Source organism: Pseudarthrobacter sp. B907 (assembly GCF_040137805.1).
Taxonomy (GTDB): domain Bacteria; phylum Actinomycetota; class Actinomycetes; order Actinomycetales; family Micrococcaceae; genus Arthrobacter.
This window is the reverse complement of sequence record NZ_JBEEQE010000012.1, coordinates 1-16461: the sequence shown is the minus strand read 5'-3', so window position 1 is coordinate 16461 and position 16461 is coordinate 1. Positions and strand designations below refer to the sequence as shown.

14 protein-coding genes are annotated in these 16461 nt (G+C 69.5%); 6 read left to right on the top strand and 8 right to left on the bottom strand.

Annotation, left to right across the window (positions count from 1 at the left end; all coding sequences use genetic code 11):
* Positions 1-18 precede the first annotated feature (18 nt).
* Positions 19-1995, bottom strand: coding sequence for a S53 family peptidase (locus ABLI39_RS11510; RefSeq protein ID WP_349413560.1), 1977 nt, complete (start codon positions 1993-1995; stop codon positions 19-21).
* An 84-nt stretch (positions 1996-2079) separates the two neighbouring features.
* On the bottom strand, positions 2080-2766 hold the full coding sequence (locus ABLI39_RS11505; RefSeq protein ID WP_349413559.1) for a TrmH family RNA methyltransferase: 687 nt from the start codon (positions 2764-2766) through the stop codon (positions 2080-2082).
* Positions 2767-2818: 52 nt separating this feature from the next.
* On the opposite strand from ABLI39_RS11505, the gene ABLI39_RS11500 reads away from it, so the two are divergent.
* A complete protein-coding gene (locus tag ABLI39_RS11500; RefSeq protein WP_349413558.1) occupies positions 2819-3685 on the top strand; it encodes an HAD-IIA family hydrolase in 867 nt (288 codons plus the stop codon).
* 29 nt (positions 3686-3714) lie between these two features.
* Here ABLI39_RS11500 and ABLI39_RS11495 read toward each other — a convergent pair whose 3' ends face one another.
* The 4 genes from ABLI39_RS11495 to pyrE form a co-directional block, all read right to left on the bottom strand.
* Positions 3715-4755 (bottom strand): thioesterase domain-containing protein, encoded by a 1041-nt coding sequence (locus ABLI39_RS11495; RefSeq protein ID WP_349413557.1) that lies wholly within the window; start codon positions 4753-4755, stop codon positions 3715-3717.
* 66 nt (positions 4756-4821) lie between these two features.
* Complete coding sequence (locus tag ABLI39_RS11490) at positions 4822-5373, bottom strand: hypothetical protein (protein ID WP_349413556.1); 552 nt, start codon at positions 5371-5373, stop codon at positions 4822-4824.
* Between the two features lie 84 nt (positions 5374-5457).
* Positions 5458-6225, bottom strand: a complete 768-nt coding sequence (locus ABLI39_RS11485) for a GAF and ANTAR domain-containing protein (protein ID WP_349413555.1) — start codon at positions 6223-6225, stop codon at positions 5458-5460.
* Between the two features lie 106 nt (positions 6226-6331).
* Positions 6332-6916 (bottom strand): orotate phosphoribosyltransferase, encoded by a 585-nt coding sequence (pyrE, locus tag ABLI39_RS11480; RefSeq protein ID WP_349413553.1) that lies wholly within the window; start codon positions 6914-6916, stop codon positions 6332-6334.
* Positions 6917-7054: 138 nt separating this feature from the next.
* On the opposite strand from pyrE, the gene acsA reads away from it, so the two are divergent.
* From acsA to ABLI39_RS11455, 5 genes are read left to right on the top strand one after another with little or no spacing between them, the layout of a single operon-like run.
* Positions 7055-8902 (top strand): acetate--CoA ligase, encoded by a 1848-nt coding sequence (acsA, locus tag ABLI39_RS11475; RefSeq protein WP_349413552.1) that lies wholly within the window; start codon positions 7055-7057, stop codon positions 8900-8902.
* A complete protein-coding gene (pdhA, locus tag ABLI39_RS11470) occupies positions 8899-9918 on the top strand; it encodes a pyruvate dehydrogenase (acetyl-transferring) E1 component subunit alpha (RefSeq protein WP_349413551.1) in 1020 nt (339 codons plus the stop codon). The genes acsA and pdhA overlap by 4 nt, the downstream gene beginning before the upstream one ends.
* Complete coding sequence (locus ABLI39_RS11465; RefSeq protein WP_349413550.1) at positions 9915-10895, top strand: alpha-ketoacid dehydrogenase subunit beta; 981 nt, start codon at positions 9915-9917, stop codon at positions 10893-10895. The genes pdhA and ABLI39_RS11465 overlap by 4 nt, the downstream gene beginning before the upstream one ends.
* On the top strand, positions 10888-12315 hold the full coding sequence (locus ABLI39_RS11460) for a dihydrolipoamide acetyltransferase family protein (protein WP_349413549.1): 1428 nt from the start codon (positions 10888-10890) through the stop codon (positions 12313-12315). Before ABLI39_RS11465 ends, ABLI39_RS11460 begins: the two co-directional genes overlap by 8 nt.
* A 12-nt stretch (positions 12316-12327) precedes the next feature.
* Complete coding sequence (locus tag ABLI39_RS11455; protein ID WP_349413548.1) at positions 12328-12570, top strand: phosphopantetheine-binding protein; 243 nt, start codon at positions 12328-12330, stop codon at positions 12568-12570.
* Positions 12571-12646: 76 nt separating this feature from the next.
* Here ABLI39_RS11455 and ABLI39_RS11450 read toward each other — a convergent pair whose 3' ends face one another.
* On the bottom strand, positions 12647-13900 hold the full coding sequence (locus ABLI39_RS11450; protein WP_349413547.1) for an FAD-dependent oxidoreductase: 1254 nt from the start codon (positions 13898-13900) through the stop codon (positions 12647-12649).
* Positions 13901-14068: 168 nt separating this feature from the next.
* Positions 14069-16396 (bottom strand): gluconokinase, GntK/IdnK-type, encoded by a 2328-nt coding sequence (locus ABLI39_RS11445; RefSeq protein WP_349413545.1) that lies wholly within the window; start codon positions 16394-16396, stop codon positions 14069-14071.
* Positions 16397-16461 lie beyond the last annotated feature (65 nt).

The following is a 16461-nucleotide window of genomic DNA, read 5'->3' as shown; positions in this document are numbered from 1 at the left end:
GGGTGCGCCGTTATGCGGTTACTGCCCGGCGATGCTGAGCGCGAACCGGACGTTCATGCTGCCCACCCCGGTCACGTCGTCATAGCCCGGCGCCGTCGCCAGCGACGTGTCGTGGTCCGTGCCGACCAGGTAGCTGTTGCCACTGATCGGGCTGGAGAAGACCATGGCGCGGGGGCTTGACTGGGGCGCCACGTCCCGCACTCCGGAGTTGCCGGTCTTCGCTGCCGCGTAGATGGCCGGGTTGGCGAAGCCGACGGTCTTCCCGGTGGCGGCCTGCGCGATCGCCATCTGCGCCGCCGTCAGCGGGCAGGCCAGCGAGGTTCCGCCGTACCCCGTTGTCTCGTAGGCGCCGGTCTTGAGGACGTGGTCATTGGTGATCGGGCTGATCCCCACCTGGTAGCCGGTGTAGGGATCGGCCAGGGAGGCGACGTCCGGTGAGACCCGGTAGCCGTTGGCCAGCCCTGCCGGGACCGTGCCCTGCTGGTAGCCGGGCTGGGCGAACACCGCGCTGGTCCCGCCGCCGGCGCCGAAGCGGAACACACCCGGCAGGTCGCCCGCATAGCTCAGGCTGCCGTCCGCGCCCGGGACGATCCTGTTGCGGGTGGTCCCCCAGCCGGTTTCGAACAGGTAGCCGTTGTCCTTGCCGACCGCCAGGGACGTTCCGCCGACCGCCGTCACGAACGGCGAGCTGGCCGGGAAGTCCGGTGACGCGTAGCCCAGGCTCGCCTTCTCATCGCCGTTGTCACCGCTGGAGAAGTAGAGCCCGATTCCCTCGCCTGCCGCCTGGAGGTGGAGGTTCTGCATGCCCATCAGTGCGTTCTGCGAGACCGCCTCTCCCACGTAGCCGTAGCTGTTGCTGACGATGGTGCTGAGCTTCTGGTCCAGGATGGTTGACATCGCCACGTCAATACCCGCGCCGCAGTTGTTCCCTCCGACGTAGAGGATGTTGGCAGCCGGGGCGAGCCCGTGGACGGCTTCGACGTCGAGCGTCTGCTCGCCCTGCCAGCCGCTGGGCTGTCCGCACAGGGCCTGGTCCATGAACAACCGGGAGTCCGGCACGATCTGCTGGTACTGCCCGGCCTTGAACGTCGGGAGCCCGTTCTTCTGCGAGTACGTGTTCGCGTCCGACTCGATGCTGGGCGAGGCGTAGGCGTCGATGATCGCCACCGTCTGGCCCGCGCCGGCTTCCGACGGGGACGTTACCCCGTAGGCGCCCTGCAGCTGGGCCGGAGTGTAGCCGCAGATCGCGGTGCCGAAGCTGGTGGAGCCGTAGGCCGCCGGAACCGTGGCCTTGTTCTGCTCCCAGTAGTTCGAACACGGTGCGTCAACCGGCGCAGGGCCGACCTGCTTGCCGGAGGACTGGGCCTGTTCCGAGGCCCCGGGCGTCGCCAGCGACGGACGGGTCAGCAGCCGCCCCTGGTCGATGGAGATCCCCAGGACCTTGGCGGAGAGCCCTGCGGGCAGGGACGGTGCGGTGGACGGACCGATCAGGCTCTGGCCCTGGTAGGAATACGTCTGCTCGGTGGTGCTGAAGGCGGCGTTGATCTGGGCGACGGTGCCGCGGAAGACCACGTAGAGCCCGCTCGCGGGAACCGAGGTGACCACCATGCCCTGCGCCTTCACGTAGTCAACGACCGCAGCGACGTCGGTCTTGGCGGGCCCGTACTTGGCAATCCAGTCCGGGGCCGAAAGGTACTGCTGGTACTGCGGGCTCCCCGGTGTGGACACGGCGGTGGCGAACGCCTTGGCCGCTCCGGCGTCGGGCAGGTTCAGGTAGAGCTCGCCCTCGACCGTCGTGTTGCTCAGCGGGGTGCCGGTCTTGGTGCGGGAGCCGGCCCAGGGCGGCACTGACCCCGGATAGTTGTTCGACGGCGGGGGCGTCGGCGGGGCGGCCACCGCCACCGTAGCGGTCAGGCCGATGGCAAAGGCAAGCGATGTACCCAGCGCAAGGAGCCGGGTGGCGCGCCGGGACTGCGAAGTTGAGACCTTCTTCATGAGATGTCTTCCCCTAGGCGGGCGCCCTTTGCGCCCACACACGCCAGAGCCTAAACGGCAAAAACCGATCTGACTATAGGTGCCTCAGGAAACTATCTGGCCGAACACGTGCCGGCGGATCCAGGCGTGCATCGCAATCGCGGCGGCGGAGGCGGCATTGATCGAGCGGGTGGACCCAAACTGTTCGATCGAGAGCGTCGCGACGGCGGCGGCGTGGACTTCCGGGGTCAGCCCGGGACCCTCCTGGCCGAATACCAGCACGCAGTCGCGGGGCAGCTCGTAGGTCTCCAGCGGGACGGAATCGGGGAAGATGTCGATGCCGATGACGGCCAGCCCCTCGCCCTGCGCCCAGGCGACAAAATCCTCGACGGTGGGGTGGTGGCGGACGTGCTGGTAGCGGTCGGTGACCATGGCCCCGCGGCGGTTCCACCGGCGTCGTCCGATGATGTGCACTTCCTTGGCCAGGAACGCGTTGGCGGTACGGACCACGGTGCCGATGTTCATGTCGTGCTGCCAGTTTTCGATCGCGACGTGGAAGTTGTGGCGCCGCGAATCCAGCTCGGCGACGATCGCCTCGTGCTTCCAGTAGCGGTACTTGTCCAGCACGTTGCGGCGGTCCCCGTCAGCGAGCAGGTCCGGGTCCCAGTGTTCGCCCTGCGGCCACTCCCCCTGCCAGGGGCCGACGCCGACCTCCGCCCGCGCCTCCGGTTCACCGTCCGGCGCGGCCTCGGTATCGGCGGTAGGTGCGCTGGGAGTCTCGGGTTCAGTCACGACTCAACAGTAGACTGGGTCCTGTTGCGGCACACTATCGGCGGAGGGCACCATGGCGGATCAGCACGAAGACCACGGCACGGACCAGCGTTCAAACTCCGACGACGTGCGGTCCACGTCCTCGGTCTACCGCAGCGGCCAGGAGATCGAGTGCTGGCTGACGGACATGGACGGCGTGCTGGTCCACGAAAACCAGCCGATTCCGGGCGCCTCGGAACTCATCCAGCGCTGGGTTGATACGTCCAAGCGGTTCCTGGTCCTGACCAACAACTCCATCTTCACGCCCAGGGACCTCGCCGCGCGGCTGAAGAGTTCCGGCTTGGAAATTCCGGAGGAGAACATCTGGACGTCGGCGCTGGCCACGGCCCAGTTCCTCAAGGACCAGGTGCGCGGTTCCGAATCCGGGAACCGCGCCTACACGATCGGCGAGGCCGGGCTCACGACGGCGCTGCATGAGGCGGGCTTCATCCTTACCGACCAGGACCCGGACTTCGTGGTGCTCGGCGAAACCCGGACCTACTCCTTCGAGGCCATCACCATGGCCATCCGCCTGATCCTCGGCGGCGCGCGCTTCATCGCCACCAACCCGGACGCCACCGGCCCCTCCAAGGACGGGCCGATGCCCGCCACCGGGGCGATCGCCGCGCTGATCACCAAGGCGACCGGCCGGGAGCCCTACATTGTGGGCAAGCCGAACCCGATGATGTTCCGCTCGGCGATGAACCAGATCGACGCGCATTCGGAGACCACCGCCATGATCGGGGACCGGATGGACACCGACATTATTGCCGGCATGGAGGCCGGCCTGCACACGGTGCTGGTGCTCAGCGGCATCACGCACCGCGATGACATCGCGGCCTACCCGTTCAGGCCCAACCAGGTCCTGAACTCGGTTGCGGACCTGAAGAACCAGATCTGAGCTCTGGTCCCCGGCCCGGCCGGGGCAGGCTAGAAGGCGGTCTTCTTGCCCCCGCCTGAGGGCAGCGGCAGAAAATCGTCCTGGAGCTCCTCGATGAGCGGCCGGTAGACACCCGGGTTCCACTGCGGGCTGGCGTGCTCCGGCCGCGCCCCGTCCGTCCGGAGCGCATCCGAGACCATGTTCGCCTTGAACCTCAGCATCCAGGTGTCCCGGGCCGTTTCGTAGCTCACGGTCTGATCCTTGGGGTTGCCGATGAAGGCCATCTTCGCGTCGCCGAGCTTTCCGACGAAGCGGTTCACATCAAAGTGGTAGATGTAGGCCGATTCGGTCTGGATCAGCACACTGGACGGCGCGATCGGCGAGAGCTGTTCCTGGGTCTGGTCCAGGATCTGGCCCCAGCTGCGTTCATGCTTGTTGAGCACCCGCTCGCCGAGTTCGTAGCCGCCGCGGAGCACGGTGGGGAACCGGAAGCCGCTTTCGTAGAGGAACACCACACCGTCGAACCAGCTCTGGTCCAGGACGTCGTACCTGCTGGCCGGGCTGGAGTCGAGCAGGATGAACGCCACCTTGACGCCGTGCAGCTCCAGCAACCGGGCGGCCACCTGCACCGCGACCATGCCGCCGAAGCTGTGCCCGTAGAAGTAAAGGGTGTCAAGCCGGTGCGCGCGGACGTGTTCGATCACGGCGATCACGATCTTGTCGATTTCCAGCCCGACGTTGGAATAGCCGACGGCGGCCAGCTGGCCGCGCTTGTTCAGGGCGCCGCGCAGCGAGTTGAGGATCCACTGGGCCTCCTCCCAGCTGGTCTTGTAACCGGGGAAGAGGAACCAGCTGGCTCGGGGAAAATAGCGTTCGGCGACGTCGTCGGGCACCGTGAGGATCTTGTTGACGCGGCGCTCGGCCTGCACCCGGCGCGTAAAGAGCATGTCGGCGGCCAGGGCGGAGGCGGCACCAGCGCCGATGAGGAAGTTCCGGCGCGAGAAGCGTTCGAGTTCCGCGGCGTGCCGGAGCACGCGGGCCTCGGCGCTGCCGGGTCCGCGCCCGTCGTTCGCTTCCGTCTCACGCGGCACACCTCTACCGTAGCCACAGGGGCGCGCGGAGCAGAAACGCGGGCGGCGCGGATCGGGGGCCGCCGGTTAGGCGGGTTCGGCCTCGCGGTCGATTTCGCGCCGGGTCAGTTCGAGGGTGATGTCGTCGTAGCGGGCCAGGAGTTCCGACGGCGCCCCGCTGGCCGGGTCGTCGAGCTTGCCGAAGACGCAGTCGCTGGCGGCCAGCAGTTCGTCGTCGGAGTAGCGCGCCAGCGGCCGGGTCCCGGAGGGGTCGACGGAGGCCATAAAGTCCCCGGAGAGATCCAGCGGCTGGAAGACCTTGCCGAAGTCGCTGCCGAACATCTGCAGTTCCAGCGACACCCCGGCCGGGATGCTCACCCTGCCGGCTATTTCGTGCCGCATGGCACCGGTGTCGATGGCGTTAAGGTCGTTGCGCAGCCCGGCGAGGGCCATCGATTCGACGAACTCGGTGTTCGCGAGGTCCACGCGGACGTGGGAGGTGATGCCCATGCGGCGGATGCGCTGGATCAGCTGCATCAGGGCCGGGCGGGTAGTTTGGCTGAGGCTGCCCCGGACATCAATTCGGATGACATCTGAAGCGACATCAAGTTTGACCTGGGCATTAAGCGAGTGGTCCATAGGTACTCCAAAGAAAGTGTCTATGGCCGACGGCTCAACCTCAATCAGCGTAACTGCACGATGGGTAGGGCACAAGTCCCCGGTTTAACCGGCCGCTTGCCGTCCCGGTTCCTGGAAGTGCGTGCGGGTGGCCGAGCCACCAACGGATTCCACCAGCGAGGTGGCGATGTCGCGGAGTTTGACGTTGCCGTGGCTGGAGGCGTCCGTGAGGATCTGGACAGCCGTTTCCTGGTTGCAGCGGTTCTGGGCCATCACGATCCCGATGGCCATGTCAATGACCGTGCGGGACTCCAGGGTGGCCCGGAGGTTGGTGGCGCTGTCCGTGTGCAGCGAGAAGCGCACGGCCATGCGCAGCGCCTGGGAGATCTGCCGGGTGAAGTCGCGCGCCCGGTCCGCGACGTCGCCGTCGAACTTGTGCGGCGCGTCCGAATACAAGTTCAGCGCCGCCTGCGCTTCGCCCTGCAGGTGGAACGGCACCGACAGCACCGAGCGCAGCCCGTGCGAGGCCACGGCGGTCGCGTAGTCGGGGCCCCAGCGGTCCTCCTCGAACAGGTCCGGGACGTAGACCTCCCGTTCCTCCTGCGCCGCGGTCAGGCACGGGCCCTGCGCCAGCCGGTACTGGATCTCGTCGACTTCCTTGGCCGAGTCGCTGCTCCAGCCGATCGTCGCGGCCTTCCGGTCCCGCAGCAGGGTGATGCCGCACAGCGCGTCGTCGCCCTCGCCGGCGACCTGGTGCGCGGAAAAACGAGCGAGTTCATTGAGGAACTCTTCGAAGTCCGTGCTGTCCAGGATGAGGTTCTGGACCTGGTCGACGGTACTGACGGAGGCAGGGTATTCCTGGGGCGGGAGCATGGCGCGTTCTCCAACTATGGGTACGGGAAGTACCGATGGGGGTATTGAAAAAATGATAAGTCACCCCCATGGCACCGTCCACACGTTTCCGCCCCGGGTGAAACGCCTAGCTTAGGCCGAGTTCGTCCTTGCCGAAGGCGAACAGGTAGGGGACGCCGGCTTCGGCTTCGATCTTTTCCTTGGCCCCGGTGTCGCGGTCCACGATCACGGCGACGGCGACGACGTTGCCGCCGGCCTTGCGGACTCCCTCGACGGCGGTCAGCGCGGAACCGCCGGTGGTGGAGGTGTCCTCCAGCACCAGGACCTTTCGGCCCTCCACCGAGGGGCCTTCGACCTGGCGGCCCATGCCGTAGGACTTCTGGGCCTTGCGGACGACGAAGGCGTCCACCGGACGGCCGGCGTCGACGGCGGCGTGCATCACGGCGGTGCCCACCGGGTCCGCGCCCATGGTGAGTCCGCCGGCGCACTCGAAGTCGATCCCGGCGTCGTCCAGCAGCGACAGCATGACCTGGCCGACGAGCTTGGAGGCCTCGTGGTGCAGCGTGATGCGGCGGAGGTCGATGTAATAGTCTGCCTCGGCGCCGCTGGAAAGAATGACCTTGCCGCGCACGACGGCCAGCTCCTTGATCAGTTCCAGGAGGCGGGCACGGGCGGCAGCGGCGTCGGCTGCAAAGTCAGCGGTGGCAGTCATGGCACTTAGTTTAGTGGCAGGCCGCGCCCCGGATCCCAGTCCGGACGCCAGGTGTCGGGGCCGTTGTGGCGTCCAGGGGTGCACGGCACGGGACTTCCGGCACTGGCAACCGGGACGGGGCGGGCGTCCGATGTAAGCATGACGGCAGGAACCGAACCTTCCACCCGCTGGCCGGCGATCCGCAAGGATCCCGGCAGCTTCCGGGTCCGGCCCAACCTGGTGGACTATGAGGCGAGCCGGGCCGCGTTCTCGTGGCAGGAGGCCCGCCGGGAGCTGTCCGGGCTGCCCGACGGCCGGGGCCTCAACATCGCCTACGAGGCCGCCGACCGCCATGCCGCCGCCGGCCACGGCGCCCACGAGGCGCTGCGCTTCATCCGTGCCGACGGGAGCAGCCATTCGCTGAGCTACGCACAGCTGGCGGAGCAAAGCAGCCGGTTCGCCGCGGTGCTGCACAGCCTCGGCGTCGGACGCGGCGAGCGCGTCTTCTCCCTCGCCGGCCGCAGCCCCGCCCTGTACAGCGCCATGCTCGGCACCTTCAAAAACGCCAGCGTGTTCTGCCCCCTGTTCTCGGCCTTCGGACCGGAGCCCGTGCGGCAGCGGCTGCAGCTCGGGTCCGGCCGGGTGCTCATCACCACCAGGGCCCTGTACCGGCGGAAGGTGGCACAGCTGCGCGGCTCGCTGCCGGAGCTGCGCCACGTGCTGCTCACCGACGCCGACGGCGACCCGGAACCGGGCACCCTGGACCTGGCCGGGCTCATGCAGGCGGCCCCGGCGGACCGGGAGATCGCGGCGACCCAGCCGGAGGACATGGCCCTGCTCCACTTCACGTCCGGCACCACCGGGACGCCGAAGGGCGCCATCCACGTGCACGACGCCGTCACCGCCCACCACGCAACCGGCACCTTCGCCCTGGACCTGCACCCGGACGACATCTACTGGTGCACGGCGGATCCCGGCTGGGTGACCGGGACGTCCTACGGCGTGATCGCGCCGCTCAGCCACGGCGTGACGTGCATTGTGGACGAGGAGGAAATGGACGCGGACCGCTGGTACCGGATCCTCGCCGAACAGCGCGTCAGCGTCTGGTACACCGCGCCCACGGCCCTGCGGATGCTGATGAAAGCCGGGGCGGACCACGCCGAGGGGCACGACCTCTCCGCCCTGCGCTTCGCGGCCAGCGTCGGCGAACCGCTCAACCCGGAGGTGGTGGTGTGGGGCCAGGAAGCCTTCGGCCAGCCCGTCCACGACAACTGGTGGCAGACAGAAACCGGCGGCATCATGATTTCCAATTTCGCCGCCACCGAGATCCGGCCCGGGTCCATGGGACGGCCGCTGCCCGGCATCGAAGCCGCCCTGGTGCTGCGGGACGGCCAGGACAAGCCGGTGGTCCGGGACGGCCAGGCGGTGCTGGTGACCGAGCCGGAGACCATGGGCGAACTGGCGCTGCGGCCCGGCTGGCCCTCCATGTTCCGCGGCTACCTGCACGAGGAGGAGCGCTACCGCCGCTGCTTCGCCGGCGGCTGGTACCTCACCGGCGACCTCGCCCGGCGCGACGCCGACGGCTACTACTGGTTCGTCGGCCGGGGCGACGACGTGATCAAGTCCTCGGGCCACCTGATTGGCCCGTTCGAGGTGGAAAGCTCGCTGATGGAGCACGACGCCGTGGCCGAGGCGGGGGTGATCGGCGTCCCCGATCCGGTGGCCGGCGAGGTGGTCAAGGCCTTCGTGGAGCTGCGTCCCGGCTTCGAACCGTCCGAGGACCTCCGGCTGGAGATCATCGGCTTCGCCCGCAAGCGCCTTGGCCCGGCCGTGGCGCCCCGGCTGCTGGACTTCACGACCGCGCTGCCCAAGACCCGCAGCGGGAAAATCCTGCGGCGGCTGCTCAAGGCCCGCGAGCTGGGGCTGCCGGAAGGCGACACGTCCACCATCGAGGCGCCACCGGGGGCCGCCGCGACGTCAGAGCGGACTCCGGGAGGCACGGAATGAGCGGGCCGCTGGCGGCGCCGGCCGGTCCCCTGGATCCCGTGCACGGCCGGCACCTGCTGCTGCAGATGCTGCGGATCCGCCGGCTCGAGGAGAAATGCGTGGAGCTGTACAGCGCCGCCAAGATCCGCGGCTTCCTGCACGTCTATATCGGCGAGGAAGCGGTGGCGGCCGGGGTGCTGGAGACGCTCGCGCCGGAGGACGCCGTCGTCGCCACCTACCGGGAGCACGGCCACGCGCTGCTGCGCGGTGTGTCCGCCGGCGCGATCCTGGCCGAAATGTACGGCCACGTGCAGGGCTGCTGCCGCGGTCGCGGCGGATCCATGCACCTGTTCGACGCCGCCACCCGGTTCTACGGCGGCAACGCGATCGTCGCCGGCGGCCTGCCGCTCGCCGTCGGGCTGGCCCTCGCGGACAAGCTGGCCGGGCGGTCCCGCGTCACCGCGTGCTTCTTCGGCGAGGGCGCCGTCGCGGAGGGCGAGTTCCACGAAAGCCTCAATCTGGCCGCCCTCTGGCAGCTGCCGGTGCTGTTCTGCTGCGAGAACAACCTCTACGCGATGGGCACGGCGCTGGGCCGGTCCGAGTCGCAGACCGACATGGCGTTGAAGGCCGCCGGGTACGAGATCGCGGCCTGGGCCGTGGACGGGATGGATGTGCTGGCCGTCGAGGAGACCGCCCGCCGCGCCGTGGATGCGGTCCGGGCCGGCGGCGGCCCGCATTTCCTGGAACTGCGCACCTACCGCTTCCGGGCGCACTCGATGTTTGATCCGGAGCGGTACCGGGACAAGGCCGAGGTCGCCCGGTGGCTCGAGCGGGACCCGATCACCCTGCTGCGCGCCTCCCTGGAGGCAGCGGGCCAGCTCACGGACGCGGACTGGCAGCAGCTGCAGGCCGACGCCGAAGCGGAGGTCGCCGCCGGCGTCGAGTTTGCCGAGGCCGGCACGCCCGAGCCGCTCGAGGACCTCACCCGCTTTGTGTACAGCGAACGCAGCGGCCCGGGAACGGGGCGCGGGTCATGAAGTCCAGCTACCGGGAGGCGCTCCGGGCCGGGATCCGCGACGCGGTGCAGCGGGACGAGCGGGTGTTCCTGATGGGTGAGGACGTGGGCGCCTACGGCGGTTCCTTCGCCGTGAGCCTGGGCCTGCTGGAGGAGTTCGGTCCGGAACGGATTCGGGACACGCCGCTGTCCGAGTCCGGGTTCGTCGGTGCCGGCATCGGCGCCGCGCTGGGCGGGATGCGCCCCATTGTGGAGGTCATGACCGTCAATTTCAGCCTGCTGGCCTTGGACCAGATTGTGAACAACGCCGCGTCCCTGCTGCACATGTCCGGCGGCCAGTTCCACGTGCCGCTGGTGATCCGGATGACCACCGGCGCGGGCCGGCAGCTCGGGGCCCAGCACTCGCACAGCCTGGAGGGCTGGTACGCGCACATCCCAGGGCTGCGGATCCTCACCCCCGCCACCCTCGAGGATGCGCGCGGGATGCTCTGGACCGCGCTCGAGGACCCGGACCCGGTGCTGATCTTCGAACACGGCTCGCTCTACAACGTCCAGGGTGAACTCGCGGACGACGCCGGCGCGGTGGACATCAGCAGCGCCGCCATCCGGCGGTCCGGCGCCGACGTCTCGCTCATCACCTACGGCGGGACCCTGCCGCTGACCCTGGAGGCGGCCGAGTTGCTCGCAGGGGAGGGCATCGACGCCGAGGTGCTGGACCTGCGCACGCTCCGGCCGCTCGACGACGCCGCCATCCTCGCCTCGGTGGCCCGGACGCACCGGGCGGTGGTGGTGGACGAGGGCTGGCGGAGCGGCAGCATCTCCGCGGAAATCAGCGCCCGGATCAGCGAACACACCTTCTTCGACCTGGACGCTCCTGTGGGCCGGGTCTGCAGCGCCGAGGTGCCGATCCCCTACTCCAAACACCTCGAACTGGCTGCCCTGCCCTCCGTGGAACGAGTGGTGGCGGCGGCGCGGGAGGCGGTCGGGGCGCGTGGCTGATTTCCTGATGCCCTCGCTGGGGGCCGACATGGAGCACGGCAAAATCGTCGAGTGGCTGGTCAAGCCCGGCGACTACGTCCGCCGCGGGGACCTCGTTGCCGTGGTGGATACGGACAAGACCGTGATGGACGTCGAGTCCTTCCAGGAGGGTGTGGTCGCGGACCTCCTCGTGGGCCTCGGCGAGACCGTGCCGGTGGGGACGCCGCTGGCCCGGATCACGCAGACCCCGGCCGAGGTGGGGCCGCCGGGCCCGGAGGGGCCGCCACTCCCGGCCGCGCGTGACGCGCACGAGCCTCCGGCCGCGCCCGCCGTCAAGGCCGACACGGCTCCTCCGGCAGCGCCCGCCGGCCCGGAGCAGGCAGCGCCCCCGATCGCCCCGCCGGTCCGGCACCTGGCGCACCGCCTCGGCGTCGACACCGCACGGCTCCACGGCACCGGCAAGGACGGGGCCATCACCCGCGCCGACGTGGAACACGCGGTGGCCGTCCGGCCGCCGGCAGCCGGGCGGGTGCGGTCCGCACCGCGGGCCCGGCGGCTCGCCGCCGAGCTCGGCGTCGAACTCTCTTCCGTTCCGGGCACCGGGCCGGAGGGCGCAGTGACCGTGGAGGACGTGCAGCGCGCCGCCGCGCCCGAAGCAGCCGCTCCGGCGGAGGCCGCAGCACCGGCCGCCGGGCCGCAAGCACCGGCCGCCACCCCGCCGGCCCCCAGACCGGCGGCCGAGGCGGCACCGGAGCAGCCCTCGGCGGCCAGCGAGCGCGTGGCGACCCTGCGCCGGGCGATCGGGGCGCTGATGTCCCGGTCCAAGCAGACCATCCCGCACTACTACCTCAGCACCACGCTGGACCTGCGCGCCGCCGTCGACTGGATGCAGTCCGTCAACGCCCAGCGGCCGGTGGCGTCCCGGCTGGTCCCCTCCGCCCTGTTGCTCAAGGCGGCGGCGCTCGCGGCCAAGGACGTCCCGGAAGTCAACGGCTTCTACGTGGACGGCGCCTACCGGCCCAGTGCCGCGGTGCACCTGGGCGTCGCGGTGGCCCTGCGGCAGGGCGGCTTGGTGGCGCCGGCGATCCACGACGCCGATACCCTCGCCCTCGATGTGCTGATGGAACAGTTGCGCGACCTGGTCGGCCGAGCGCGGGCCGGGCGGCTGCTGCGCGCGGAGATGGCGGACCCCACCATCACGGTGACCAATCTCGGGGATCTCGGCGTGGACAGCGTCTACGGGGTGATCTATCCGCCGCAGGTGGCCATGGTGGGGTTCGGCCGCGTCCTCGAACAGCCCTTTGCGGAGCACGGGATGCTTGGCGTGCGGGCCGCTGCGACCGCCACCCTCTCCGCCGACCACCGGGTCAGCGACGGGCTCCGCGGCGGCCGCTTCCTGGCCCGGATCGACGAACTGCTGCAAAAACCGGACGAACTGTGAAGGCGGAGACCTATGAATGAACAGGATGCCCGGGCCGCGGTCCGCGCCGCGCTCGGGCAGGTCGCCCCCGAGGTGGAGCTGGACGACGTCGGCGGCGACGCCCGGCTCCGCCAGGACCTGGACCTCGACTCGCTGGATTTCCTGCGGCTGGTGGAAACCATCGACACGGCCACCGGGGTGGACATCCCGGAGCGGGACTACCCGGCCGTTGCCACCGTCGACGGCCTGATCAACTACCTCGCCGCGCACGGCTAAGGCGCATGCGCTGCTCCATAACGGCCGTTTTGGCGGCCCAGAAGGGCGGTTTCGGAGCAGTCGGCGGGGTCGAGGGCTAGGGCTGCGGCTGCGGGGCGGCCCCGGTGCGCCGCGCGAATGCGGGCGCGTGTTCGGGGCGCGGTCCGAAGCCGATGAGCCGCGGCATGATTCTGCGGACCGCGGGAACACGCCGGGCCACAAAAAGAGCCGCGGCCGGAAACTTTGTTCGTTTCCCGGCCATGATGGGGCCGAAGACGGCACGGTGCATAAGCCGCTGGGCTGTCTGCACGACGACGGTGGGCGGCCGCCGTCGTCGTTCGACGCGTCGGAGGTCCGCGCTGGTGACCCGTCCCCGAAGCAGGGCGGGCGCCAGCAGCTCCGCCGCCGCCACCGCGTCCTGGACGGCGAGGTTGATGCCGACGCCGCCGGCCGGGGACATCGCGTGCGCGGCGTCGCCGATGCAGAGCAGGCCGTTGATGTGCCACGATTGCAGCCGGTCCAGGCGCACGTCGAGCCAGTGCAGGTCCTCGAGGGACCCGATGGCGTCGACACGGTCGGCGAGGTCGGGCCGGAGCGCCGCGATCCGGCGCCGGAAGCCCTCGACGCCCTCCGCGCGGATCCGGACGTCGGTGCCTTTCGGTGCGAGGTAGCCCATCTGGTAGTAGTCGGTCCGGTTCAGGCCCACCAGCGCCTCGCCGGGGCCGAACGCCGGCACCAGGCCGGCCACCTCGCCTGTTTCGCCGGGATGGCGGGGCAGCCTGAACCACCAGGTGTCGAAGGGCACCGGAAACTCCTTCGGCGCCAGTCCGGCGGCGGCACGGAGCGCGGAGTGGCGGCCGTCCGTGGCAACCACCAGGTCCGCCCGCAGTTCCTCCTGCGCACCGTCCGGTGTGCGCACGCGGACGCCGCGGACCCTGCCCCCGTCCCGGACCAGTCCGGTGGCGGCGTGGCTCATCAGCAGCGTGAACCCCGGCTCGTCCGCCCCCGCACGGGCCAGGAAGTTCAGGAAGTCCCATTGCGGCATCATGGCGATGTAGTTGTACGGCGGCGGGAGGGCGTCAAAGTCGCCCATGGTCACCGGCGGGCCGCCCGGGACGGGGAACACCACACTTTTCAGGCGGCTCTGCGGCAGCCGGCGGAACTCCTCGCCGAGGCCGAGTTCGTCGATCAGCCGGACCGTCGAGGGGTGCACGGTGTCGCCGCGGAAATCCCGCAGGAAGTCGGCATGTTTCTCCAGGACCGTCACCTGCACGCCGGCCCGGGCCAGCAGCAGGCCAAGCATCATGCCGGCCGGGCCGCCGCCCACCACCGCGCATCCGGTCTTCTCCATGGCCATACGCTACGCCTGGCCCCGAGTCCGCGGGAGGGCTTTTCGCGCCGGATCCGGATTTGCGCTGCGGTTTCGGCCGTAGGCGGCGCGGATCCGCGTAGCGCTGGCCCGGAAGCGCAGCGGCCGCCGCGAACCGCCGCGCCGACGTCGACGCCGCCCCCGGCCTGCTCAGAGCCGGGTGTCGAAGGAGCCGCAGAAGACGTTCTCGTTGAACGTGCCCTGGAACTCCGATTTGCCTTGGATTTTCTCGATCGCGGCCCGGATGGCCTCCCTGGATCCGGCGTGGGCCTGGATGGCGGTCTTCACCATCGGCACGTCGATGAGGTGGTTGGGCTGGTTGAGCGAGACGAACACGGTGGGGACCTCGGTGGCGTACCAGGGGATCTCGGCGGCCATCGGCGTGGACCACTTGATCCGGATGGCGGCCTCCTGCGCGAAGCCCTTAACGTTGGCGAACACGAACGCGGCGTCGTACTTGTCCGCGTAGTCGCCCGTGGCTTCCTCGGAGATGACCGACATGAAGTTCACGCCGGTCTCCCCTGCCGCCTCCCGCTGGTCAGCCGTCCTGAACAGGTGCACCTCGAAGCCGGCGTTTTCCAGTTCGGCCTTGACTGTGTCCAGATACGCCAGCGGGTCGGCCCGGGTGAAGTCCGCGCCTCCGGAGATGCCGTAAAGACGGATGCGTTTGTGCGTCTCCGGGGTGATGGGCAGGTTGCTGGCCGTGTCCTTGACCAGCGTGACGGTCTTGTCTGCGATCGCCGCCGCCACGGCACGGTGGGCTTTGCTGCCGATGACGCCGAGCGCTTCGGCCGGCGGGACGAGCTCGTTGTCCGCCTTCCGGTGAAGGCCCAGCGAGGCTTTGAGGGCAAGGATCCTGCGCAGCGCGTCCTGCAGGCGCTGCTCGGTGATGACGCCGGACTTGTAGCCGTCCAGCATGTACTGGAAATCCTCTGCCGGGTTGCGGAAGAACAAGAACATGTCACAGCCCGCGGCGATGGTGGCCGGCACCATATCCTTCCGCCGCATTGCCTGGGTCAGCCCGATCATCTGCGACGCGTCCGTGAGGACCAGCCCGTTGAAGCCCAGCTCGCCACGGAGCAGGTCCTGCAGGAGCTCCGGTGCCAGGGTCGCGGGCAGGATGTCCTTGTCCGCCAGTCCGGGCCGGAAGTGCCGGGACAGCTCGGGTGCCCCGATGTGCCCGATCATGATGGACTGCACGCCGTGTCCGATCATCTCGCGGTACACGTGCCCGTAGCTCCGGTTCCACTCCTCGTAGCCCAGAGTGTTGTAGGAGGTGACCACGTGCTGGTCGCGTTCGTCCATGCCGTCGCCTGGGAAGTGTTTCATGGCGCACGCGGTCGGTGACTCGCTGATGCCGTCGAAGTATTCCTTGGCCCGCTCCACCACGATGTCCGGGGTGTTGCCGAAGGCCCGGGTGGAGATCACGGTGTTACGCCAGTTGTAGTGGATGTCCACGATCGGCGCGAACGCCCAGTTGCAGCCCAGCGCCGCGGTTTCGACGCCGGCGACCTGCCCCATCTGCCGGGCGATGGCCTTGTCCGGGTGCGAGCCCGCCTGCAGGTGCGTCGACACCAGCGTTCCGTCGTCGCAGCTTCCGGCCCCGCCCATTTCGGGGTTGGAGGCCACCAGGAGCGGAATGCGGGTCTTGGATTGCGCGTAGCGGATGTGTTCCTGCACCGCAGCGGAGGGTCCCGGCCGGTAGCGCATGCCGCCGACGTGGAAGTTCTCCAGCACACCGTCCAGGTATTCCGGGGAGTAATCGTTGTTGTGGTTGATGAACAGTTGCCCGATTTTCTCCTCGAGGCTCATCCCGGCGATCGTGGAATCCACCCACGCCACGGCGTCGTCGTCGAGGTTGAACGGCGCCGCCTGAAGGTCGACGTCGAACTGCTGGGGCTTGGTGCCCGCGGCACCGGACGGGTCCGCAACGTGCCTCCCCGCTTCCGCGGTGGCGACGAAGGCAATGCCCGCCAGCGCTTGAGCCACCACCTCGCTGACCGGGCCGGCGATGTCCACGACGGTCCCGGCTTCGTCAGCTTCGAGCGGCTCGAGCGTGGCCAGCTGGGAATCGAGCAGCGCGGCCGGCATGAAGTGGCCGGAACGGCCCTCGAGCCGGGACCCAAGGACGACCCGGCTGCCGTGCAGGTGCAGGAAGACGGTCTCCGGCGCCTGGGCGCGGATGGCGTTGCGGTAGCTGCGCTTGAGCGCGGAGCAGGCCAGCACCAGGCCGCCGGGCCCGGCGGCGGCCAGTGCGGCGCCCACGGTGGAGAGCCACGGCCAGCGGTCCTCATCCGTCAGCGGTGTTCCGGCTGCCATCTTGGCGACGTTCTCCACGGGGTGGAGTGAGTCGCCGTCGAGGAAGCGGACGCCGAGTTCGCGGGCCACGAGGTCGCCGATGGTCGTCTTGCCGCAGCCGGAGACACCCATAACAACAATGCGGGGTCCGGTCGTGCCTGTGGGTTCGGTGGCGTTCATCAGTGCTGTCCGTTTACCAGTCGTGGACGGTGCCGTCGACGAGGCGGTTGTAGGGCAGGTAGGCC